Annotated in this window: 20 protein-coding genes; 10 read left to right on the top strand and 10 right to left on the bottom strand. The window is 66.2% G+C overall.

The genetic code is table 11. The annotated features are described in order from the left end of the window. Positions 1-992 precede the first annotated feature (992 nt). From EAH75_RS15280 to EAH75_RS15265, 4 genes are all read right to left on the bottom strand, one after another. The gene (locus EAH75_RS15280) at positions 993-1,949 is read right to left on the bottom strand and encodes a GGDEF domain-containing protein (RefSeq protein ID WP_140806052.1); all 957 of its coding nucleotides are present in this window, start codon (positions 1,947-1,949) and stop codon (positions 993-995) included. A 332-nt stretch (positions 1,950-2,281) separates the two neighbouring features. Beyond that, on the bottom strand, positions 2,282-2,839 hold the full coding sequence (locus EAH75_RS15275) for a c-type cytochrome (protein WP_140806050.1): 558 nt from the start codon (positions 2,837-2,839) through the stop codon (positions 2,282-2,284). A gap of 355 nt (positions 2,840-3,194) precedes the next feature. Further along, a complete protein-coding gene (locus EAH75_RS15270; protein ID WP_140806048.1) occupies positions 3,195-3,716 on the bottom strand; it encodes a GNAT family N-acetyltransferase in 522 nt (173 codons plus the stop codon). 140 nt (positions 3,717-3,856) lie between these two features. Next, the gene (locus EAH75_RS15265) at positions 3,857-4,345 is read right to left on the bottom strand and encodes a TspO/MBR family protein (protein WP_140651925.1); all 489 of its coding nucleotides are present in this window, start codon (positions 4,343-4,345) and stop codon (positions 3,857-3,859) included. A gap of 167 nt (positions 4,346-4,512) precedes the next feature. On the opposite strand from EAH75_RS15265, the gene EAH75_RS15260 reads away from it, so the two are divergent. The 8 genes from EAH75_RS15260 to EAH75_RS15225 are packed head-to-tail and all read left to right on the top strand — an operon-like array spanning position 4,513 to position 11,922. Beyond that, the gene (locus EAH75_RS15260) at positions 4,513-5,520 is read left to right on the top strand and encodes an acyl-CoA desaturase (RefSeq protein ID WP_241668960.1); all 1,008 of its coding nucleotides are present in this window, start codon (positions 4,513-4,515) and stop codon (positions 5,518-5,520) included. Positions 5,521-5,523: 3 nt separating this feature from the next. Next, the gene (locus EAH75_RS15255; RefSeq protein WP_140806046.1) at positions 5,524-6,822 is read left to right on the top strand and encodes an NAD(P)/FAD-dependent oxidoreductase; all 1,299 of its coding nucleotides are present in this window, start codon (positions 5,524-5,526) and stop codon (positions 6,820-6,822) included. Beyond that, positions 6,819-7,619: a DUF1365 domain-containing protein gene (locus tag EAH75_RS15250; protein WP_140806044.1), complete on the top strand. Its 801-nt coding sequence runs from the start codon at positions 6,819-6,821 to the stop codon at positions 7,617-7,619. Before EAH75_RS15255 ends, EAH75_RS15250 begins: the two co-directional genes overlap by 4 nt. Positions 7,620-7,639: 20 nt before the next feature. Continuing rightward, positions 7,640-8,935, top strand: a complete 1,296-nt coding sequence (locus EAH75_RS15245) for an SAM-dependent methyltransferase (RefSeq protein ID WP_140806042.1) — start codon at positions 7,640-7,642, stop codon at positions 8,933-8,935. Next, entirely contained in the window at positions 8,932-9,492 is a 561-nt protein-coding gene (locus EAH75_RS15240) for a DUF2878 domain-containing protein (protein ID WP_140651916.1), read from the top strand. Before EAH75_RS15245 ends, EAH75_RS15240 begins: the two co-directional genes overlap by 4 nt. Continuing rightward, on the top strand, positions 9,489-10,271 hold the full coding sequence (locus EAH75_RS15235; protein ID WP_140651914.1) for a DUF1295 domain-containing protein: 783 nt from the start codon (positions 9,489-9,491) through the stop codon (positions 10,269-10,271). The genes EAH75_RS15240 and EAH75_RS15235 overlap by 4 nt, the downstream gene beginning before the upstream one ends. Next, the gene (locus EAH75_RS15230) at positions 10,268-11,344 is read left to right on the top strand and encodes an SAM-dependent methyltransferase (RefSeq protein WP_140651911.1); all 1,077 of its coding nucleotides are present in this window, start codon (positions 10,268-10,270) and stop codon (positions 11,342-11,344) included. The genes EAH75_RS15235 and EAH75_RS15230 overlap by 4 nt, the downstream gene beginning before the upstream one ends. Before the next feature lie 35 nt (positions 11,345-11,379). Beyond that, positions 11,380-11,922, top strand: a complete 543-nt coding sequence (locus tag EAH75_RS15225; RefSeq protein WP_140651909.1) for a lipocalin family protein — start codon at positions 11,380-11,382, stop codon at positions 11,920-11,922. 23 nt (positions 11,923-11,945) lie between these two features. Here EAH75_RS15225 and mnhG read toward each other — a convergent pair whose 3' ends face one another. From mnhG to EAH75_RS15195, 6 genes are read right to left on the bottom strand one after another with little or no spacing between them, the layout of a single operon-like run. Further along, positions 11,946-12,299, bottom strand: a complete 354-nt coding sequence (gene mnhG, locus EAH75_RS15220; protein ID WP_140651907.1) for a monovalent cation/H(+) antiporter subunit G — start codon at positions 12,297-12,299, stop codon at positions 11,946-11,948. Beyond that, positions 12,296-12,574, bottom strand: a complete 279-nt coding sequence (locus EAH75_RS15215) for a K+/H+ antiporter subunit F (protein WP_140806040.1) — start codon at positions 12,572-12,574, stop codon at positions 12,296-12,298. Before EAH75_RS15215 ends, mnhG begins: the two co-directional genes overlap by 4 nt. Further along, positions 12,571-13,059, bottom strand: a complete 489-nt coding sequence (locus EAH75_RS15210) for a Na+/H+ antiporter subunit E (RefSeq protein WP_140651903.1) — start codon at positions 13,057-13,059, stop codon at positions 12,571-12,573. Before EAH75_RS15210 ends, EAH75_RS15215 begins: the two co-directional genes overlap by 4 nt. Beyond that, positions 13,056-14,657, bottom strand: a complete 1,602-nt coding sequence (locus EAH75_RS15205; protein ID WP_140806038.1) for a monovalent cation/H+ antiporter subunit D — start codon at positions 14,655-14,657, stop codon at positions 13,056-13,058. The genes EAH75_RS15210 and EAH75_RS15205 overlap by 4 nt, the downstream gene beginning before the upstream one ends. After that, the gene (locus tag EAH75_RS15200) at positions 14,654-14,995 is read right to left on the bottom strand and encodes a Na+/H+ antiporter subunit C (protein WP_140651899.1); all 342 of its coding nucleotides are present in this window, start codon (positions 14,993-14,995) and stop codon (positions 14,654-14,656) included. Before EAH75_RS15200 ends, EAH75_RS15205 begins: the two co-directional genes overlap by 4 nt. Then, a complete protein-coding gene (locus tag EAH75_RS15195; protein WP_140651897.1) occupies positions 14,995-17,907 on the bottom strand; it encodes a monovalent cation/H+ antiporter subunit A in 2,913 nt (970 codons plus the stop codon). The genes EAH75_RS15200 and EAH75_RS15195 overlap by 1 nt, the downstream gene beginning before the upstream one ends. A 378-nt stretch (positions 17,908-18,285) precedes the next feature. On the opposite strand from EAH75_RS15195, the gene EAH75_RS15190 reads away from it, so the two are divergent. Further along, complete coding sequence (locus tag EAH75_RS15190; RefSeq protein ID WP_140651895.1) at positions 18,286-18,951, top strand: response regulator; 666 nt, start codon at positions 18,286-18,288, stop codon at positions 18,949-18,951. Further along, a complete protein-coding gene (locus tag EAH75_RS15185; protein ID WP_140651893.1) occupies positions 18,948-20,339 on the top strand; it encodes a sensor histidine kinase in 1,392 nt (463 codons plus the stop codon). The genes EAH75_RS15190 and EAH75_RS15185 overlap by 4 nt, the downstream gene beginning before the upstream one ends. Positions 20,340-20,342 lie beyond the last annotated feature (3 nt).

Genomic DNA, 20,342 nt, shown 5'->3' with positions numbered 1-20,342 from the left:
ATCTCTTGCGTGGCCAAGAGATAAGTAACCAACAGAGAAGGCCACCCCGCTTGGCGCTTGCCGGGCATCCCTGCCCGGCAAGTACGTGAGCCGGGGCCGGGCTTTTCGAACGGGCATCGTGCCCGTGCGAAAAGGAGTCGACATCCCTGTCGACTCCCGCTGCGCGGCCTGTCGTCCCCGACTCACCGCCGCACAGGGGCCCCGGGCAGAGCAGCGCGCCATCCTGGCGCGCACTCGGTGCGCCACCGCATGGCGGTGGCAAGAGCTGAAGAGCCAGGAGCATGAGATCCCCGAACCGGTCGGACATTTCAAGACTCCGAACGTCCCAGTCCTTCCACCTGACTTCCATGCACCGCCGCAATAGCTCCGTTCGCAAAGGTTGCGACCTTGCGCGTAACCGAGAAACTCCGAAGCGCGGAGATCCCGACCCTTGCGCGCAACCGAAAAACTCCCGGGTGCAAGGCTCCCCAGCTCCGTGCGCAACCGTAAAACCCTTGCGCGCAAGGGTTGGAACCTCGGCATGGCGAAGTCCGCGGCACCACGCGCGAAGGTCTTCGGGTTGCACACGGAGGTCGGCAGGTTCGCGGTGCGAGGGTCTTACCCTTGCGCCCGGAAGTTTTTCGGTTGCCGGCGAGGGTTTTCCGGTTGCGCACGAGGCTTCTACCCTCGCGCGCGCACGCCTTTTGGCGAGAACGGGAGTGGATCTTGCGCGTGTGGCCTCAGCGGGTGCGCCGATGCAGTTGATGCATCTGCATCGCGGGCTCGCCACTTCGAGCGCGGCCGTCCGGGCCGATCCGCCGCGCCCGGTGCGGGCTCCGCCGGTGCACCACGCGAGCTTGCGGGGTGGGTTCGTTGACCTTGCCGCCGAACCCTTGGCTACCGATCGTCGACTTCCAGCCAGGAACGGACGGTCAACGTTGCGGTTGAGTGGTTCGAAGATTTTTGCGGTGTCGCTATGGACACGCGACACGGGCCGCGTCGTTGGCAGGCGACTATGGGGTCTCGGAACCACTCGCTTCGGGTGTGAAAAATGCAAATTGGCTCCTGCCGGCGCGTTTTGCTGTGTATAAGGCACTGTCTGCATGCCCAAGCAGTTCATGCACCGCCACGCCATCATCGGGACAAAAAGCAATGCCAATGCTGAAGGACAGTATGAACGACTGATTTTCCACCTCGAATGGCTCTCGCTGCATCATCGCAAGCAAATTGCTGGCAACGACGCTTGCTTGATCTCGGCCATTGACCTCAGGCAACAGGATAAGAAACTCGTCTCCACCCAATCGAGCCACGGTATCTACCTGTCTCAGCTCGTTGACCAGGCGCCTCGCCACCTCACGGAGCACGGTGTCTCCCGCCCCATGGCCAAGAACATCGTTGACGTTCTTGAATCCATCGAGATCGAGAAAGAGAACAGCACATCGACTGGAGAGCCGCTTCGAAGTCTCGATGACCCCCTGTAGACGATCTTCGAGGAGAGCGCGATTGGGTAGCCCTGTGAGAGAGTCATGCATAGCCATGGTGTTTGCTCGCTCCTGCGCCTCGCGGAGCTGAAGCTCAAGCTTCCTTCGGCTGCTTATGTCGGAGACCATAACGACAAACCCTTGTACGACGCCGTTGAGCACGTCGGGTATGTAGTGCGCTTGGCTGTACCTGGGAGGCCCACCCTGCGGGTCGGGGATCTCACGATCAAACAATTGCTCCTCTCCCTGCAGTGCCGCCAGTATGTGGGGGAGATTCATTTGGTAAATAGGCCCGAGCACCTCGCTCAGAGTCATTCCGATCAACTTTTCTGGCTTGATGCCGAACCACCGTTCATAGTCGGCGTTCGCAAACCTGCACCGCTGTTCGGTGTCCCAATAGGCGACCAGGCCCGGCAGCTTGTCGAAAATACGGATCAGAAGCGACCCCCGCTCAGACAGACATGTCAATTCATGGCGAGCGCTACTCATGGGCGTCAGTCCAGATGGTATTTGTGCCCGGCGGCAATGCTGTCCGCTTGGCAAGCAGCATCCGTGCAGTGGTGGCGTATGGCAACAGTCGGTCGTTCACCTCAGCCAACCGTTACCGCTGGCTACTGAGTACGACCGGTTGGAATGGGTCGACATCGGCCCTCCGCTGATTGCACAGGGACGAGACCATCGAGTGCCAACCAAACTGGAATACGCACGATAGATCGTCACGCCAGATGAGCCACGGTAGCGGCACAACATGGCCGCGCTTAAGACGCAGGCTAGTGCTGTAGCGGCCGATCCATGCCAGAAGGCATCAGGCGTCGAATCGACTAGTTCGGAGCCATCTGGGTAGCTGCTGGGGCCGGCCAATTCCGCACTTCTAGCCAGGACTTCCGAACTGCAGGTGGAAGCTTGTCCATGTGCTTCAGGAACAGTGCAAGTGTCCAGATCTGCTGGTCGGTCAGTGAGTACCTCCACGACGGCATGCCGGACAGTCGGATACCGTGTTTGATTTTCCAGAAGGAAACCCCTTCCGGATCGTCTTCAACTCCATCAGTGGCCAATTGTGGCGGCTTCGGATAAAGGCCTTTCGCTATGGGTGATGGCGATGCTGTTCCTTGCGCGGAGCCATGGCAAACCGCGCAGTTTTGCGCGAACAGATGAACTCCATCGAGGAGGTTCTGATCGTTCAGCGCCACCGGATTTGGCCCCTTTGGCGCCTCACGCTGCAATGATGCGTCCAGCGAAGTGCCGGCCATCCAGGTTTCCAGCCAACCGGGTTCTGCGTCCGCATTGGCCGGAATGAAGCCGCTTCGAACCAGCAAGAATGCCCCGAGCAGGGCAATGGTAAACGCCAGTATGACCCCCCAAACGATACCTTTCAGCATGACGACTCCTCAGCATGGCTTGATGGATGTTGGCCCCCTTTATGTATGCGATTTGTCTTTGATCATGCTCAGGCCCCAGCTCTTGTTTCACCGAATGCAATCCCGGTTGAGCTGATGTCGGTTAACACGGGTCGCGGTCACCAGCCTCGGTCCGGAAGCTCGGGGCAAAAGCATCAAGCGCACGGTGTTGGCGAAAAGCCTGCGATGGACTTCTGCGACCGGCTGCAATGAGCGGCGGTTTCTGCCTGCCGCACCTTGCGCTGTCGCCGTAGAGCCTGCAAGGGCTGTCATGGAACCCCTCGGGCACGGTGCGCTTCTTGAGAATTGGACACTGACCCCCGCTTCGGGCCTTCAATCATCTGGCGCCAAGCACTCGACTCATGATGATGTCGCGCTGCGGGTCGGTTCCCACGGGGAACACGTGCTCGCCCGCTTCGGCGAAACCCCACTTCCTGTAGAAGGCGATGGCGCGTGAATTGTGTTCCCACACGCCGAGCCAAACCTCATCGGCGTGGGAAGCTTGTGCCAGGGCGATGGATGCGGACATGAGATCCTGCGCCACGCCCTTGCCGTGCCACGCCTCGCGGACATACAGGCGCTGGATCTCGGCAGGCCGTTCGGCCTTGATGCAGTGGGGGGGACGGCCCCAGCGAAGCTGGGCGAATCCGACGAGTTGGCCATCGTGCTCACCGACCAGCGTTGCCATTTGCGGATCCGAGATCTCCCGCGCCTGGATGGCCTCGCTGTAATGAGTCGCACAATGAAGGCGCAGGTCTTCGGGCGTGTTGGCCGCTTCGAAGGTATGCCGAAATGTCAGCTCCGCCAGTTCGGCGAGACGTAGCGCGTCGGAAGGTTCGGCTCGGCGGATGACGGGCAAGGCTGACTCCAGGGCAACGCCTCGTTGCATGAGGCTGCTGATCTTGAAGCCTGCGGGCTGCCTGGCATAGAGCCAGTCGTGGGCGCCTGTTCGGTTCGGAACGCGGCAGCGACCGGCGTCCGCCGCGTTCTCGTCGCAACTCAGCCAAGAATCCCCGGATTCAGATGCCACACGGCGTAGTTCAGCGCCGCGGCAAAGCTCACCCAGCCCAGATACGGAAGCAGCAACGCACCGGCCAGGGGGCGCACGCGCCAGAAGCCGATCGTGGTGGCGACGATCAACAGCCACAGCAGCACGATGTCGGCGAACGCCAGCGCGCCGCGGTGCCAGCCGAAGAACAGCCAGCTCCACAGGGCGTTGACCGCCAGCTGGAGCACGAACAGCGCGAGCACGCCGCGCTGGCGGCGCCAGCCGCCTTCGCGCCAGACCAGCCAGGCGGCGATGCCCATCAGCGCGTACAGCAGCGACCACACCGGGCCGAACACCGACGAGGGTGGCGCCCAGGAAGGTTGCGCCAGCTGCTGGTAGAAGGCGGCGGCCTGTATCGAGGCGATCGAGCCGATCGCGGCGGCGGCGAAGCTGAGCAGCAGCCAGCCGATCAGTCCGATGATCTGTTTCGTGCCTGACATGATGTCTCCCGGTGATGTGCTCGGATACGCAAGCGGTGGCCGGCCGGATCCGTTTCTTCGCACGCGCCGGGGAGAGGCCACGTGAAGCCCGGCAATCTTGCCGGCGCATGCATCCGCCGCGGGGGTTCCTGCGTATCTGTCATTGAACCGCTGACAGGTATGTTTCCATGGCCAACCCAGATCCACTCGTGATTGCACCGCCTGACCGGGTCGATGCCTCGACTGTTGGCGGGTCCGGTCGCACCAGCCCCCGGCGGTCCTGGCCGGCGCGCACCGCAAGGCGCTGGTTCGATACCAGCGCGGTGGTGGAGGTGGACGAGGCGCGCGAGGACCGCATCGACTGGCTGCGCGCGGCGCCGTTCGTGGCGATGCACCTCGCTTGCCTCGGCGTGATCCGGGTCGGCGTGTCGCCGGTGGCGCTGGCCGTGGCGGCGGCGCTGTACGCGCTGCGCATGTTCGCGCTCACCGGCTTCTATCACCGCTACTTCTCGCATCGCACGTTCCAGACCTCGCGCGCGGTGCAGTTCGTGTTCGCCACCATCGGCGCCTCCTGCGTGCAACGCGGGCCGCTGTGGTGGGCGGCGCATCATCGCCATCATCATCGCGTCACCGACACGCCGGCCGACCCGCATTCGCCGGGCGTGCACGGTTTCATGTGGAGCCATGTCGGCTGGTTCCTGACCCCGCGCAATTTCCGCACCGACCTGGCGCGGGTGCCGGATCTGGCGAAGTATCCTGAGCTGCGCTGGCTGGACCGCTTCGACATCGCGATCCCGCTGCTGCTCGCCATCGGCATGTACGCGCTGGGCGCGCTGCTGCAGCACGTGGCGCCGCAGCTGGGCACCTCGGGCGGGCAGATGCTGGTGTGGGGGTTCTTCGTCTCCACCATCGTGCTGTTCCACGCCACCGTGACGATCAACTCGCTGGCGCACCGCTACGGCAGGCGCTGTTTCGATACCCGCGACGACAGCCGCAACAACCTGTGGCTGGCCCTGCTCACGTTCGGCGAGGGCTGGCACAACAACCATCACTTCTTCCCCGGCTCCAGCCGCCAGGGTTTCCGCTGGTGGGAAGTCGACCTGACCTGGTACGGCCTGAAGCTGATGGCGCTGCTCGGCCTGGTGCGCGGGCTGAAGCCGGTGCCCGCCTGGGTGCTGGCCAGGGCGAGGAGCTAGGCCATGCGCATCGCCGTGGTGGGATCGGGCATCGCGGGGCTGGCCTCCGCGTGGCTGCTGTCGCGCAAGCATGAGGTGACCCTGTTCGAGGCGAACGACTATCTCGGCGGGCACACGCATACGCATGAGGTGGAACAGGCCGGCCACAGCTATCGCATCGACAGTGGCTTCATCGTGCACAACCCGGCGCACTACCCGCTGCTGACGCGGATGTTCGCGCAGCTGGGCGTGGCCTCGCAGCCGACCACGATGAGCTTCTCGGTGCACAGCGAGGCGAGCGGGCTGGAGTACAATGCGGCCACGCTGGATACGCTTTTCTGCCAGCGCCGCAACCTGCTGTCGCCGCGCTTCCTGGGCATGGTGCGCGACCTCGCCCGCTTCTACCGCGAGGCGCCGGCGCTGCTGCTGCAGCGCGATGACATGACCACGCTGGGCGACTACCTGGAGCAGCATCGCTATGGCGCGGCGCTCCGCGACGAGCACCTGATCCCGATGGCCTCGGCGCTGTGGTCGTCGCCGGCCACGCAGATCCTCAAGTTCCCGGCACGCTACCTGGTGCAGTTCATGGCCAACCACCAGATGCTGCAGCTCGGCGACCGCCCGCAGTGGCGCGTGGTGCAAGGCGGCTCGTCGAGCTACGTGGCGGCGCTGCGCGCGCACTGGCCGGTGCACGAGCGGCTGAACTGCCCGGTGTTCTCGATCCGCCGCCACCACGACGGCGTCGAGGTGGAAAGCGCCGCTGGCAGCGAGCGTTTCGAGCAGATCGTGCTGGCCTGCCACAGCGACCAGGCGCTGGCCCTGCTCGCCGACGCGAACGAGCGCGAGCAAGCCATTCTCGGCGCGATGACCTACCAGGCCAACGAGACCGTGCTGCACACCGACGCCAGCGTGCTGCCGCGGCGGCGCAAGGCGTGGGCCGCCTGGAACGCGTGGCTGCCGCGCGATCCCGAGGCCGCCTGCACGGTCAGCTACTGCATGAACCTGCTGCAGGGCATCGACTCGCCCGAACCGTTCGTGGTCACGCTCAATCGCACCGACGCGATCGACCCGGACAAGGTGCTGGCGCGCATGCGCTATCACCACCCGGTCTATACGCAGGCCGCGGTCACCGCGCAGACGCGCAAGGCGGAGATCCAGGGCTGGCGCCGCACCTGGTTCGCCGGCGCGTACTGGGGCTGGGGTTTCCACGAGGACGGCATGCGCAGCGCGGTGGACGTCGCCGCGGCGCTGGGCGTGCACTGGCCGCTGGGTGGCGGCCCGCTCGAACCGCTCGAAATGCACAAGCAGGAGCTGGCGGCATGACCGTGAAGCCCGCCAGCACGAAACTGCAACTGGCCAGCGCGGTGTACGAGGGCGTGGTGCGCCATCGCCGGCATGCGCCGCACGCGCACGCGTTCGATTACCGCATCGCCCAGCTCTATCTGGACCTGGACGAAGTCGAGCAGGTGTTCGCGAACCGCTGGCTGTGGTCCAGCGAACATCGCAACCTGGCGCAATTCCGCCGCCGCGATTACCTCGGCCCGACCGACCTGCCGCTGGCCGAGGCGGTACGCCGGCGCGTCGAACAGGCCACCGGCCATCGCCCGCTCGGGCCGATCCGGCTGCTCACCCATCTGCGCTACGCCGGCCTGGTGTTCAACCCGGTCAGCTTCTACTACTGCTTCGCCGAAGACGGCGAAACCCTGGTGGCGATCGTGGCCGAGATCACCAACACGCCGTGGAAGGAGCGCCACGCGTACGTGCTTCCGATCGAGCATGCGCAGGTGCTCGGTCGCGCCCTGCACTGGAGCTTTCCCAAGACCTTCCACGTGTCGCCGTTCATGCCGATGGACTGCGAATACGACTGGCGCTTCACCGTACCGGGCGACGACCTGCGCGTGCACATGGACGTGAGCCGCGGCGGCCAGCACACGTTCGACGCCACCCTGACCCTGCAGCGCCGGCCGCTCACCGGCGCCTCGCTGGCGCGCGTGCTGTGGCGCTACCCTCTGATGACCGCGCAGGTGGTCGGCGCGATCCACTGGCAGGCGCTGCGGCTGTGGCTCAAACGCAACCCCGTCCACGATCACCCTGCGCGGCATTCCCATGATTCGGACTGAAGACGTCCCCGAGACCTGACATGAACGACATCGCCACCACCCTCACGGGCGAAAACGCCCCCTTCGGCGCCATCGACCGCTTCCTGCGCCAGCGGCTGCTCGACCGGATACGCGGCCTGCGCCACGGCCGGCTGGCGTTGCAGGACGCCTGCGGCACGGTCGAGCTGGGCGATCCGACCAGTGCGCATCCCGACCTGCAGATCCACCTGCAGGTGCTGGACCCCGAGTTCTATCGCGCGGTGGCGCGCAACGGCAGCGTCGGGGCCGGCGAGTCGTACATGGACGGCCACTGGCGCTGCGACGATCTGGTGGGGCTGATCCAGCTGCTGCTGCGCAACCGCGACCTGCTCGACGGGATGGAAAGCGGGCTGGCCCGCCTCGGCGGCATGGCGATGCGTGCCTGGCACGTCCTGCGCCGGAACACCCGCGATGGCAGCCGACGCAACATCGCGGCGCACTACGACCTCGGCAACGACTTCTTCGGCCTGTTCCTGTCGAGCGACCTGATGTATTCGTCGGCGATCTGGACCGATCCGGCCGACACGCTGGAGACCGCCTCGGCGCGCAAGCTGGAGCGGATCTGCCGCAAGCTGGACCTGAAGCCGACCGACCGGGTGATCGAGATCGGCACCGGCTGGGGCGGCTTCGCGCTGTACGCAGCCACGCATTACGGTTGCCATGTCACCACCACCACGATCTCGCGCGAGCAACATGCACTGGCCAGCGGGCGCATCGCGGCCGCGGGCCTGAGTGATCGCGTCACCCTGCTGCTCCAGGACTACCGCGACCTCGACGGCCAGTACGACAAGCTGGTCTCGATCGAGATGGTCGAGGCGATCGGCGCGCCCTACCTGGACGTCTATTTCGAAAAGCTGGGCAGTCTGCTGAAACCGGACGGCCTGGCCCTGGTGCAGGCGATCACCATCGAGGATCACCGCTACGCGCAGGCGTTGAAATCGGTCGACTTCATCAAGCGCCACGTGTTTCCCGGCAGCTTCATCCCGTCGATCAACGCGCTGCTGGCGGCGAAGACCCGCGCCAGCGACCTGGCACTGACCGGGCTGGAAGACTTCGGCAACTCCTACGCGCTGACCCTGAAAGCCTGGCACGAACGCTTCATGGCAAGGCTGCCGCAGGTGCGCGCGCAAGGCTTCGACGAGCGCTTCATCCGGATGTGGGCGTTCTACCTGGCGTATTGCGAAGGCGGTTTCCGCGAACGCTCGATCGGCGTGGCGCATTTGCTGATGGTCAAGCCCGGCCATCGCCGCACCGCCGGGCTGCCCGGGCCGGCCGCCGGCGTGGAGTTGCCGGCATGAGTTTCTGGCTCAGCCTGATCGGCTACCAGGCAGTGTGGTTTGCCGCGGTGATCGGTGCCGGCCACGGCGCGGCCTGGCCGGGCGTGCTCGCCATGCTGGTCTATGCGCTGGCCCAGTTGGCCCTGGCTCGAAATATCCGCGTCGATCTCGGCCTGATGGCGGCCGGACTGGTGCTCGGTTTCCTGCTCGACGGCGGGATGATCCGCCATGGTCTGGCCAGCTATACCGGCGGCTGGCCGGATCCGGAACTGGCGCCGGCGTGGATCCTGGCGCTGTGGATCACCTTCGCGCTGACCTTCAGCCAGTCGCTGCGCCATCTGCAGAATCACTTGTGGCTGGCCGCACTGCTGGGGCTGGTCGGCGGTCCGCTGGCGTATCTGGGCGCAGCGCGCGGCTGGCAGGTGGTGAGCTTCGCCGAGCCGGCCTGGCGCGGCCTGCTGGTGCTTGCCGCCGGCTGGGCGCTGGCGACCCCCGCGCTGGCCTGGCTGGCGAGGCGCGTCTCGACGTCGTCGCGCGCGACCGTTCCGTCGCATCCGGCACGAGGACAGGCCGCATGAATCCCTGCTGGCAATTGCTGATCGTGTGGACGCTTGCGGCGGCAATGATGAGCCTGGGCTGGCGCTGGCAGCGCACCCACGCCAATGCGGGCATCGTCGACGTGCTGTGGGCCGCGGGCGTGGGTGGCAGCGCCGTGCTGCTGGCGATCACCGGCAGCGGCACGCCGTGGACGCGACTGCTGCTGGCCGCGCTCGGTGGCCTGTGGGGCAGCCGTCTGGCCGTCCATTTGTGGCGACGGGTGCGCGGCGAACCGGAGGACGGCCGCTACCGGAACCTGCGCGCGCACTGGCGCGGTAGCCAGTGGAAGCTCTTCGCCTTCTTCCAGTTCCAGGCCTTGCTGGTCGTGCTGTTCGCGCTGCCGTTCGTGGCGGTGTCACGCAACCCGGAAGCGTCCGGCCTGTGGCTGCCCGTTGCCCTCGCGATCTGGCTGCTCGGCATGATCGGCGAGTCGATCGCCGACGCGCAGCTGGCACGCTTTCGCAACGACCCGGCCAACCGCGGCCGTACCTGCCGTGCGGGCCTGTGGCGCTGGTCGCGCCACCCGAACTACTTCTTCGAGTGGCTGCACTGGTTTGCCTACGTCTGCCTCGCCATCGGTTCGCCGATCGCCTGGCTGGCCTGGTCCGGTCCGCTGCTGATGTACGTGTTCCTGCGCTGGATCAGCGGCGTGCCGTACACCGAGGCGCAGGCCTTGCGCAGTCGCGGCGAGGACTACCGCGAATACCAGCGCACCACGCCAATGCTGATTCCATGGTTTCCGAAGAGGACCGAACGATGAACACCCCTGCTTCCAACGAGCTGGCCAGCGAGCGCCCGGCGCCCGGCCTGCTGGGCATGGCCGAACGCGGCCACCTTCCCGATGCGCTGCTGCGCCAGGGCATTCGCCGACTGTGCGCGCAACGCCTGCGCGAGGAACAGGCCGGCGGCCTCGACGCCGAGGCCGCGCGTTATGCCGAGCGCATCGCGATGCTGCGGCACAGCCCGGTGGCGATCCATGCTGACAAGGCCAACGCGCAACACTACGAACTGCCGCCGGCGTTCTTCGAGCTGTGCCTGGGCAAGCGGCTGAAATACTCCAGCTGTTACTACCCGCGCGGCGACGAGTCGCTGGAGCAGGCCGAGGAGGCGATGCTGCGGCTGTACGGCGAACGTGCCGAACTGGCCGATGGACAGACGATCCTGGAGCTGGGCTGCGGCTGGGGTTCGCTGACCCTGTGGATGGCCGAGCGCTATCCGAATGCGCGGATCAGGGCCGTCTCCAACTCCAACCAGCAGCGCGAACACATCGAGGCGCAGTGTCGCAGGCGCGGGCTGTTCAACGTGCGCGTGATCACCTGCGACGTGAACCGGCTGGAGCTGGAAGCAGCACAGTTCGATCGCTGCGTGTCGATCGAGATGTTCGAGCACATGCGCAACTACGAGACCCTGCTGGAACGCATCGCCGGCTGGCTGCGTCCCGGCGGCAAGCTGTTCGTGCACATCTTCGCGCACAAGACCGCGATGTACCCGTTCGAGACCACCGGCGACGACAACTGGATGGGCCGGCATTTCTTCACCGGCGGGCTGATGCCGGCCTCGGACACGCTGCTGTGGTTCCAGTCGACGCTGAACATCGAGCAGCGCTGGCTGGTCGACGGCACGCATTACCAGCGCACCGCCAACCACTGGCTGGCCAACCAGGACGCCCACCGCGAGCGGGTGATGAAAGTACTCGCCGAAGCCTACGGACGCCAGGCGGCGCCGCTGTGGTTCCAGCGCTGGCGCATGTTCTGGATGTCCTGCGCCGAACTGTTCGGCTACGCCGACGGCCAGGAGTGGCTGGTCGTGCACTACCGCTTCGCGCGGCCGTGACTCCACGCCCCTCACCACCTTCGTCCGGAGCGACCATGAAACTTTCGAAGACCCTGCTGATGGCCTGTGCCGTGCTGCTGAATGCCAACGCCTGTGCCAGCCAGCTGCCGCCGATCAAACCGGTGGCCCACGTCGACCTGCCCCGTTTCATGGGCAACTGGTACGTGATCGCCACCATCCCGACCCGCTTCGAAAAGAATGCGTACGACGCTGTCGAGGTCTACTCGCTCAAGCCCAATGGCGACGTCGCCACTTCGTTCCATTTCCGCGAAGGCAGCTTCGATGGCGAAAAAAAGGACATCCACTCCACCGGCATCGTCAGGCCCGGCAGCGGCAACGCGGTGTGGGGCGTGCAGGTGTTCTGGCCGCTGAAGGCGCAGTACGTCGTGGCCTGGCTCAAGGACGATTACAGCCAGGTCATCGTAGCCCGCGACGCGCGCGACTACACCTGGGTGATGGCGCGCACGCCGACCATTCCGCAGGCCGACTACGACGCGCTGCTGGCCCGGGTGCAGGCGCTGGGCTATCCGCTGGACAAGATCCGCAAGGTGCCGCAGCAGCCGGAGACGACGAAATGAGTCGCCGGATGCGCGGCGACGCGCTACTCGTGCGGCATCGCCTGCGGCACGTCCGCCGAGCCTTCCTCGCGATCACGGTACAGCGCGGCGCGCACCAGTAGCATCAGGGTGATCGGGGTAGTCAGGGTGAGAAACACGCCGATCAGGATCTCGTAGAAGATCGGCCGGCCGTGCAGCACCGAGAAGCAGGTGATCGAGGCGGCCAGCATGAAGAACGTGCCGAGCGTGGTGCCCAGGGTGGGTGCATGCACGCGCTTGTAGAAGTTCTTCAGGCGCAACAGCCCGAGCGAACCGACGAAGGCCAGCAGCGCGCCAAGCAGCACGAGGACCGCCACCAGGATCGCCGCCCATGGCGGCAGGTCGTCGAGGTGGTTCATTCGATCACCTGCCCGCGCATCAGGAATTTCGACAGCGCCACCGTACCGGCGAAGCCGAGCAGCGCGATGATCAGCCCGGCCTCGACGTAGAGCAGGCTGCCAGTGCGGATGCCGATGGTGAGCAGCAGCATCGCGTTGACGTACAGCGCGTCCAGCGCCAGCACGCGGTCTTGCGCGCGCGGCCCGCGCGCCATGCGGATGATCGAGAAACTCATCGCCAGCAGCAGCAGTACCTGCGCAACGATGACGGCAGCTCCGAGCAGGCTGTGGCTCATTGGAAGATCTCCAGCAGGGGGCGCTCATAGCGTTGCTTGATCGTGTCGATCCAGTCCGCCTCGTCGACCAGGTCCAGCACGTGGATCAGCAGGATGTTCGCGCCGGAGTCGTAGCTGACCCAGATCGTGCCCGGCGTGGAGGTGATGATGCACGCCAGCACGGCGAGGCCGTAGTGATCGGTGAGGGTCAGCGGAATCGCCGCGAAGCCGGACTGCATGCGGCTGTCGCGACGCAGGATGATCCGGGCCACGGCGATGTTCGAACGCACGATGTCGTAGACAACGCGCAGGAACAGCAGGCCGAGCAGCCGATAGTTGTGTACATGCGCCTTCGGCGGGCGCAGCAGGCCGAACACCTTCGCCAGCGCGATGCCCAGCAACGCGCCGAGCAGGATCGTGCCGGGCGCGACGCTCTGGTTCAGCAGCAGCCAGATCAACAGCAGCAGCGCGGACAGGATCGGATACGGCAGCCAGCGCCTGATCATGGCGATGGCTCCTGCGTTGGCGGCAACACTTCGTGGATATAGGCGGCCGGCGTGTGGATCTGGCGAGCGGTATCGCGCAGATAGCGCAGCGGCGCTTCGACCACCACGGTCAACAGCAGGCACAGGCCAAGTAGCAGCAGGATGGATGCGGTCTCGCTGACGCGGACTTTCGGGAACAACCGGTCAGGATCCGCCCAGAAGATCTGGATGCCGGCACGGCACATCGCGATCACGGTGCAGAAGCCGGCCACGATGATCAGCGTGAAAAGCACCATCGCGCCCACGCGCGGCCCGGTCTCGAGCATCGGCGCCAGCATGGCGAACTTGGCCAGGAAACCGGACAGCGGCGGCAGCCCCGCCAGCAACAGCGTGCAGGCGAAGAAACTGCCGCCCAACAGCGCGATCGGTGCGGATATCACCACGCGGCTCTCGTCCTCCTGCGCATACAGGCCCTCGCCCGCCGACGCTTCGTCCAGCTGCTCGTACGGTTCCAGGCTCAAGCTGTCGTCGGTGTTGTCGTCGTCGTCAGAGGCGAGCAGGCCGGCGACCAGGAAAAACGCCGCGATGGCCAGGGTGGAGATCACCAGATAGGCCAGCGCGCCGGTGGTCACCGCGCGCTGATGCAGGCCCACCGCGCCGAGCAAAGTGCCGGAGGAAATCACCACGTTGTAGCCGGCGAGCTTGGCCAGATCGCGTGCGCCCAGCATGCCCACGATGCCGGCGGCCACGGTCGCCACCCCGCCCCACAACATCCAGTCGCTGCCGAAATGGGTCGACGCCGGCCCCGCCCCGTCGCCGAACAGCAGCAGGCTCAGCCGCAGCAATACATAGATGCCGACCTTGGTCATCAGCGCGAACATCGCGGCCACCGCCGGCGACGCGGCCGCATACGTGCGCGGCAACCAGAAGCCCAGCGGCCACATCGCGGTCTTGATCAGAAACGCCACGCCGAGGATCGCCGCACCCGCATGCAGCAGCGCGCGGGTGCGCTCCGGCACGGTCGGGATCAGCTCGGCCAGTGCGGCCATGTTCAACGTGCCGGTGACGCCGAAGATCAGGCTCACCCCGATCAGGAACAGCATCGAGGCAGTCAGGTTGACCGCGATGTAGTGCAGGCCGGCACTGACCCGGCGCGCGCCCGAGCCATGCAGCACCAGGCCATACGACGCCGCCAGCAGTACCTCGAAGAACACGAACAGGTTGAACAGGTCGCCGGTCAGGAACCCGCCGTTCAAACCCATCAACAGGAACTGCAACAGAGACTGGAAGTGCCCGCCGCGATGCTGCCAGCGGCTCAGCGCGTACGGCAACAGCGCCAGACCCAGCACGCTGGTGAGCAGCACCATCAGCACCGACAGCCGGTCGGCCACCAGCACGATGCCGAAGCGCGCCGGCCAGTCGCCGATGCGGTAGACCGCGGTCAGTGCGCCCTCGTCGGACACCGACTGCAGCAGCGCCGCGGCCAGCAGCACCAGCGCGATGCACGAGGCGATGCTCAGCATCACCACCGTGCGCCGGCGCCGCTCCCCGACCAGCAACTGCAATGCGGCCACCAGCAGCGGTGTGATGATCGGCGCGATGATCAGGTGGTTGCTCACGGCGTGCCGTCCTCGCCGTCGACATGATCGTTGCCGGTCAACCCGCGCGAGGTCAGCAACACCACCAGGAATAGCGACGTGGTGGCGAAGCCGATCACGATTGCGGTGAGCACCAGCGCCTGCGGCAACGGATCGGCATATTGCGCGATGTCGCCAGCGACGTCGCGCAGCACCGGGTCGGCGCCCGTGCGCAGGCCGCCGATCGAGAAGATGAAGAGATTCACCGCGTAGGAAATCAGGGTCAGTCCGATGATCACCTGGAAGGTTCGCGGCCGCAGCAGCAGCCATACGCCGGACGCGGCCAGCACCCCGATCGCGGCGGCGAGGACCAGTTCCATCAGCCCTGCGCTCCCGTCTCGAGCGTCGCGTCATCCGCTGGCTGGCGCGGACGCCGCAGCGACTGGTGCGCCAGCGCGATCAGCATCAGCGTGGTGGCGCCAACCACAAGGCCGAACACGCCGAGGTCGAACCCGATCGCCGAGGCCAGCGGGAAACGGCCCAGCAGCGGCAGCTCGACGTACCGAAAATGCGAAGTGAGGAATGGACGGCCAAACACCAGCGAGCCCAGCCCGGTGCCCACCGCCAGCAACAGGCCCAGCCCGATCCAGCGCACCGGCAGCACGCGCAGGTGGGTCTCCACCCAGCGCGCGCCGCGTGCCATGTACAGCAGGATCAGCGCCACCGACACGGTGATGCCGGCGACGAAGCCGCCGCCAGGCAGGTCGTGGCCGCGCAGGAACAGGTGCAGGCCGAACAACAGGATCACCGGGAACATCAGCTGGATGATCAGGCCCGGGATCATCAGGTAATCGGTCAGCGAATGATCGACGGCGCGACTGGGCTGCGCCGCGTCGAGCGCGGTCTGCTGCTGTTGCTGCAGCGGCGCATGGATGCTCTCGGCGGCCGGACGGAAACGGCGCAGCAGGCCGAATACCGTCAGCGCCACGATCGCCAGCACGCTGATCTCGCCCAGCGTGTCGAAGCCGCGGAAGTCGACCAGGATCACGTTGACGACATTGCGGCCGCCGCCCTCCGTGTATGCCCGCTCGAGGAAGAAGCGCGAGATCGAATTGGCCACCGGATGCATCATCGCCGCATATGCCAGGCTGGCCATGCCCAGGCCCACCACCATAGCGAACAGCACGTCGCGGCCGCGCCGGAAGCTCTGCATGCGACTCTCCGTCGCCAGCCCCTCGATGCGCTTGGGCAACCAGCGCAGGCCCAGCAGGATCAGGATGGTGGTGACTACCTCGACCAGCAACTGGGTCGCCGCCAGATCCGGTGCCGACAGCCACACGAAGCTGACGCAGGAGACCAGTCCCGCGCCGCCGGTGAGGATCAAGGCGGCCAGCCGATGAAACTTGGCCTGGCTCGCCGCGCCGATCGCGCAGGCCGCGCCGAGCAGCCACAGCAACGCAAACGCCGGGTCGACGCTGGACCAGCGCGGATGGAAGCCGAACGGCGCGCTCGTCGCGGCCAGCCCGCCGGCCAGCAGCGCGATCAACACGATCAGCAGCAGCTGCGGCTGCAGTCGACGGCTCGGCAACGTGCGCTCGAGCAGCCGCGGGATATCCGAAGCCACCACGCCGAGCACGCGCTCGAACATGCGCTTGCCGCTGATCCGCCCGATCAGCGGCGCCACCTCGCGACCGGCGAAATAGCCGCGCATACGGGCGTACAGCAGACAGCCCATCACGAACGCGAAGAGGCTCATCAGCAACGGCGTGGTTACGCCATGCCATACGGCCAGGCTGTAGGCCGGCATGTGGCCAACCCCCAGCACCGCGCTTGCCGCGGCATGCAAGGATGGCCCGATCACCCGTCCCGGCAGCACGCCCACCAGCAGACAGATCAATGCCAGCAGGCCGATCGGGAGGCGCATCCACAATGGTGGCTCGTGCGGCACGCGCGGCAGGTCGGCGGGGACGCGGCCGAAGAACACGCCACGCACGAAGCGCAGCGAATAGGTCACGCCGAATGCGCTGGCCGCGATCGCGATCACCACCGGAACGATATCCAGCACGACGCCCTGCCGGGCGACCAGCGTCTCGGCGAAGAACATCTCCTTCGACAGGAAGCCATTCAGCAGCGGCACGCCGGCCATTGCCGCGCCGGCGATCAGTGCCAGCGTCGCGGTGATCGGCATGAAGCGACGCAACCCGCCGAGACGGCGCATGTCGCGTGTGCCGGCTTCGTGATCCACTGCGCCGGCAGCCATGAACAGCGAGGCCTTGAAGGTGGCATGGTTGACGATATGGAAGATCGCGGCGACCACGCCAAGCGTGCTGCCCAGGCCGATCAGCATGGTGATCAGGCCCAGATGGCTGATCGTCGAATAGGCCAGCACGCCTTTCAGGTCCTGCTGGAAGATCGCCGAGTACGCGCCCAGCAACAGCGTCACCAGACCCACCCCGCCGACGATCCAGAACCACTGCCCGGTTCCCGCCAGCACCGGCCAGAAACGTATCAGCAGGAACACGCCGGCCTTCACCATCGTCGCCGAATGCAGGTAGGCCGACACCGGGGTCGGTGCCGACATCGCCTGCGGCAGCCAGAAATGAAACGGGAATTGCGCGCTCTTGGTGAACGCGCCGAGCAGGATCAGGATCAAGGTGGGCGTGTACAGCGCATGCGCGCGAACCAGCGCGCCCGCGGCGAGGATCGCGTCCAGCTCGTAGCTACCGACGATATGCCCCAGCAGCAACACGCCGGCGAACAGGCACAAGCCGCCGCCCGAGGTGACGATCAGCGCCATCCGCGCACCGTCGCGGGCGGACGCGCCGCGGTACCAGTAGCCGATCAGCAGGAACGAGAACAGGCTGGTCATCTCCCAGAAGAACACCAGCTGGACCACGTTGCCGGACATCACGATGCCCAGCATCGAGCCCATGAAGGCGAGCAGCAGGGAGAAGAACCGTGCCAGCCGATCGTCCGGCGGCATGTAATAGCGGGCGTAGACACCGACCAGCGCGCCGATGCCGCAGATCAGCAGCATGAACAGCCAGCTGAAGCCATCCACGCGCAGGCTGATATCCAGCCCCAGTCCCGGCGCCCACGGCAACACCTGGCGCAACGCAGATCCGTCGGCAATCGCCGGATACAGCCATAGCGAAAGGATCAGGCCAAGCAGCGCCGTGCCAACCATCAGCCAGACGGCCAGATTGCGCCCGAGAGCGCGCAGCAGGAACACGGCGGCGCTGGCCGCAAAGGGCAGGCAGAGGATGACACTCAGTACGGCGTTATCCGGCATCGGTCACGAGCTCATTTGAAAATTGTCGATGTCTCGGCAAAAAGGCCGGGCAGCGACACCCCGGCACTTCATGAGCGTCCGCACACTTCAACGGATGAAACGCTTGCAGCGTGCAACATCATTGCGATGACCCGAATGACCTGCGCCACTGCGCTTGAGTCTATCGCCCGGCCAGACCGACCGGCAAATGCACCTTGTCGCCGCGGACCGCTGGTTGTGCGATGGTCACGGCGTTGGCGAACGACACCACGGACAACCCCGTCCGTCCCGGATACGCCCCTGCAGCCATCGACCTTAAGCACTTCGTAAGCGGATCAACGGATAATCTCCCGGCAAGCCCCAGTGCCGTGCTGCCCTTGCGGTCGTAGGAGTCTGTTCGTGCACATCATCCTGGTGGAAGACGATCCCCAGCTCGGCGCTGCGATCCAGCGCGCGCTGGAGCGCCTCGCGTATACGGTCAGCTGGTTGCGCGATGGCCGCGAGGCGTTGATTGCCCTGCGCGATCAGACCGCCGACCTGGTCCTGCTCGACCTGGGGCTGCCCGGCAAGGATGGCCTGGACGTGCTGATCGAGGCACGCCGCATCCACGTCAAGACACCGGTGATCGTGATGACGGCGCGCGACGGGCTGGATGCCCGCGTGCGCGGCCTCGATGCCGGCGCCGACGACTACCTGATCAAGCCCTTCCACCTGGAGGAGCTGGGTGCGCGCATACGTTCGCTGACCCGTCGCGCGCAGGGCCTGGCGGCCAATCGCATCGAGGCCGGCGCACTCAGCCTCGACCTCGGCACCTCCGAGGTGGCCTTTCGTGGCGAGCGGGTGGAACTGACCAAGCGCGAGTTCGCCCTGCTGCAGATCCTGATCGAGCGCGCGGGTCGGCTAGTGCGCCGCGAAAGCCTGGAGAATTCGCTGTACGGACTGGACAACATGGTCGGCAGCAGCGCGCTGGAAGTACTGATCCACACCCTGCGCCGCAAGCTGAGCTACGACACGATCCAGACCGTGCGCGGATTCGGCTACATGATTCCGCGGGAACCCGAATGAAGCTGGCCAGCCTGCACGCCCGCTTGCGCTGGCTGATCGTCGTGGTGCTCATCGCGGTACTGCTGCCGCTGGGCGTACTCAGTTTTCGGCGAACCATCACCGAAGTCGACGAGCTGTCCGACGGACGGCTGGCGCAGTCCGCCCGTACGCTGCAGGTGCTGGTCGAACACGCCGGCATGAACGCACTGCGCGGCCACGATGCCTACGGCGTGCAGGTACCGATCGAGGTCAGCCCGGCCAGCCCGCTGAAGATGCATGGCGACACGTTCGAATCCGAAGTGGGCTTTCAGATCATCGACCGCAGCGGACACGTGACCTTGGCGACCACCAACCTGTCGGCATTGCCACCGCCGGGAGCCAGCGACAAGGATTTCCAGAACGTGCGTCTGGGAGCCTACCGCTGGCGTGTATTCACCCTGCCCGATGCAGCCGATGGCGTGGTCATCCGCACCGGCGAGCGCTACGACAGTCGCCACGACATCACCCGCGCGGCATGGCTGGAACACAGCCTGCCGCTGCTGATCGGCCTGCCGCTGCTGGCCGTGCTGGTGGGCTGGGCAGTGCGGCGCGGCTTGCGACCGCTCGAATCGCTGACCCGGGCCCTGTCATCGAGGGAGCCGGGCAGTCACGAGCCGGTGGTGCTGCAGGACGCGCCGCTGGAATTGCAGCCCGTGCTGGCAGCACTCAACGGCCAGCTCGCACGCCTGGAGGACGCGCTCGAACGCGAGCGTCGCTTCAGCGCGGATGTGGCGCACGAACTGCGCACGCCGCTGGCCTCGGTCATGATCAACCTTGAAAGCGCGATGGCCACGATCGACCCGGCCGAGGCGAACGCCACCCTCGTAAGCGCCCAGCACGGCATCGCCGGACTGGCGCGTCGGATCGAGCAGCTGCTGGCCCTGGCCAGGCTGGAAGCGGGCGCGGCGTCGGGCCAGCGCAGCAGCATCGATCTGGTCGCGGTGGCGATGACCGTCATCGAGGAACTGGCGCCGGTGATCGCCGAGAGCGACGTGGAGCTCAGCTTTGCGCGACTGACGCCCGCAGTGATCGTGCAGGGTTACGAGGCGGCGCTCGCGGCGCTGCTGCGCAACCTGCTGGAAAACGCGCTGCGCCACCTGCCCGCCGGCGGGCAGGTGCAGCTGTCCATCGAACAGGTCGGACGGGCCGCCATTGTGGATGTCATCGACGATGGCCCCGGCATTCCGGCGGAACGCCGCGCGAGCGTGTTCGCACGCTTCCATCGCGAAGCCAGCAGCCGTGGCGACGGCTACGGCCTGGGCCTGTCGATCGTGCAACGCGCCGCGCAGCTGCATGACGCATCGATCGAGCTGCTGGACTCGCCGCACGGCAGCGGGTTGCGGGTGCGCGTGGCGATCCCGCTGCCGTAATTG

Origin of the sequence: Rhodanobacter glycinis (genome assembly GCF_006438785.1) — a bacterium.
GTDB lineage: Bacteria > Pseudomonadota > Gammaproteobacteria > Xanthomonadales > Rhodanobacteraceae > Rhodanobacter > Rhodanobacter glycinis_A.
Note: the sequence above shows the minus strand (reverse complement) of the source record. Positions and strands in the feature narration are given on the sequence as shown.

Excerpts from the sequence above, each read along its gene's own strand:
- EAH75_RS15275 (WP_140806050.1), bottom strand. The coding sequence starts at position 2,839 with ATGCTGAAAGGTATCGTTTGGGGGGTCATACTGGCGTTTACCATTGCC.
- EAH75_RS15245 (WP_140806042.1), top strand. The coding sequence starts at position 7,640 with ATGAACGACATCGCCACCACCCTCACGGGCGAAAACGCCCCCTTCGGC.
- EAH75_RS15215 (WP_140806040.1), bottom strand. The coding sequence starts at position 12,574 with ATGAGCCACAGCCTGCTCGGAGCTGCCGTCATCGTTGCGCAGGTACTG.
- mnhG (WP_140651907.1), bottom strand. The coding sequence starts at position 12,299 with ATGAACCACCTCGACGACCTGCCGCCATGGGCGGCGATCCTGGTGGCG.
- EAH75_RS15260 (WP_241668960.1), top strand. The coding sequence starts at position 4,513 with ATGGCCAACCCAGATCCACTCGTGATTGCACCGCCTGACCGGGTCGAT.
- EAH75_RS15240 (WP_140651916.1), top strand. The coding sequence starts at position 8,932 with ATGAGTTTCTGGCTCAGCCTGATCGGCTACCAGGCAGTGTGGTTTGCC.
- EAH75_RS15200 (WP_140651899.1), bottom strand. The coding sequence starts at position 14,995 with ATGGAACTGGTCCTCGCCGCCGCGATCGGGGTGCTGGCCGCGTCCGGC.
- EAH75_RS15235 (WP_140651914.1), top strand. The coding sequence starts at position 9,489 with ATGAATCCCTGCTGGCAATTGCTGATCGTGTGGACGCTTGCGGCGGCA.
- EAH75_RS15225 (WP_140651909.1), top strand. The coding sequence starts at position 11,380 with ATGAAACTTTCGAAGACCCTGCTGATGGCCTGTGCCGTGCTGCTGAAT.
- EAH75_RS15230 (WP_140651911.1), top strand. The coding sequence starts at position 10,268 with ATGAACACCCCTGCTTCCAACGAGCTGGCCAGCGAGCGCCCGGCGCCC.
- EAH75_RS15210 (WP_140651903.1), bottom strand. The coding sequence starts at position 13,059 with ATGATCAGGCGCTGGCTGCCGTATCCGATCCTGTCCGCGCTGCTGCTG.
- EAH75_RS15185 (WP_140651893.1), top strand. The coding sequence starts at position 18,948 with ATGAAGCTGGCCAGCCTGCACGCCCGCTTGCGCTGGCTGATCGTCGTG.
- EAH75_RS15255 (WP_140806046.1), top strand. The coding sequence starts at position 5,524 with ATGCGCATCGCCGTGGTGGGATCGGGCATCGCGGGGCTGGCCTCCGCG.
- EAH75_RS15280 (WP_140806052.1), bottom strand. The coding sequence starts at position 1,949 with ATGAGTAGCGCTCGCCATGAATTGACATGTCTGTCTGAGCGGGGGTCG.
- EAH75_RS15195 (WP_140651897.1), bottom strand. The coding sequence starts at position 17,907 with ATGCCGGATAACGCCGTACTGAGTGTCATCCTCTGCCTGCCCTTTGCG.
- EAH75_RS15265 (WP_140651925.1), bottom strand. The coding sequence starts at position 4,345 with ATGTCAGGCACGAAACAGATCATCGGACTGATCGGCTGGCTGCTGCTC.
- EAH75_RS15250 (WP_140806044.1), top strand. The coding sequence starts at position 6,819 with ATGACCGTGAAGCCCGCCAGCACGAAACTGCAACTGGCCAGCGCGGTG.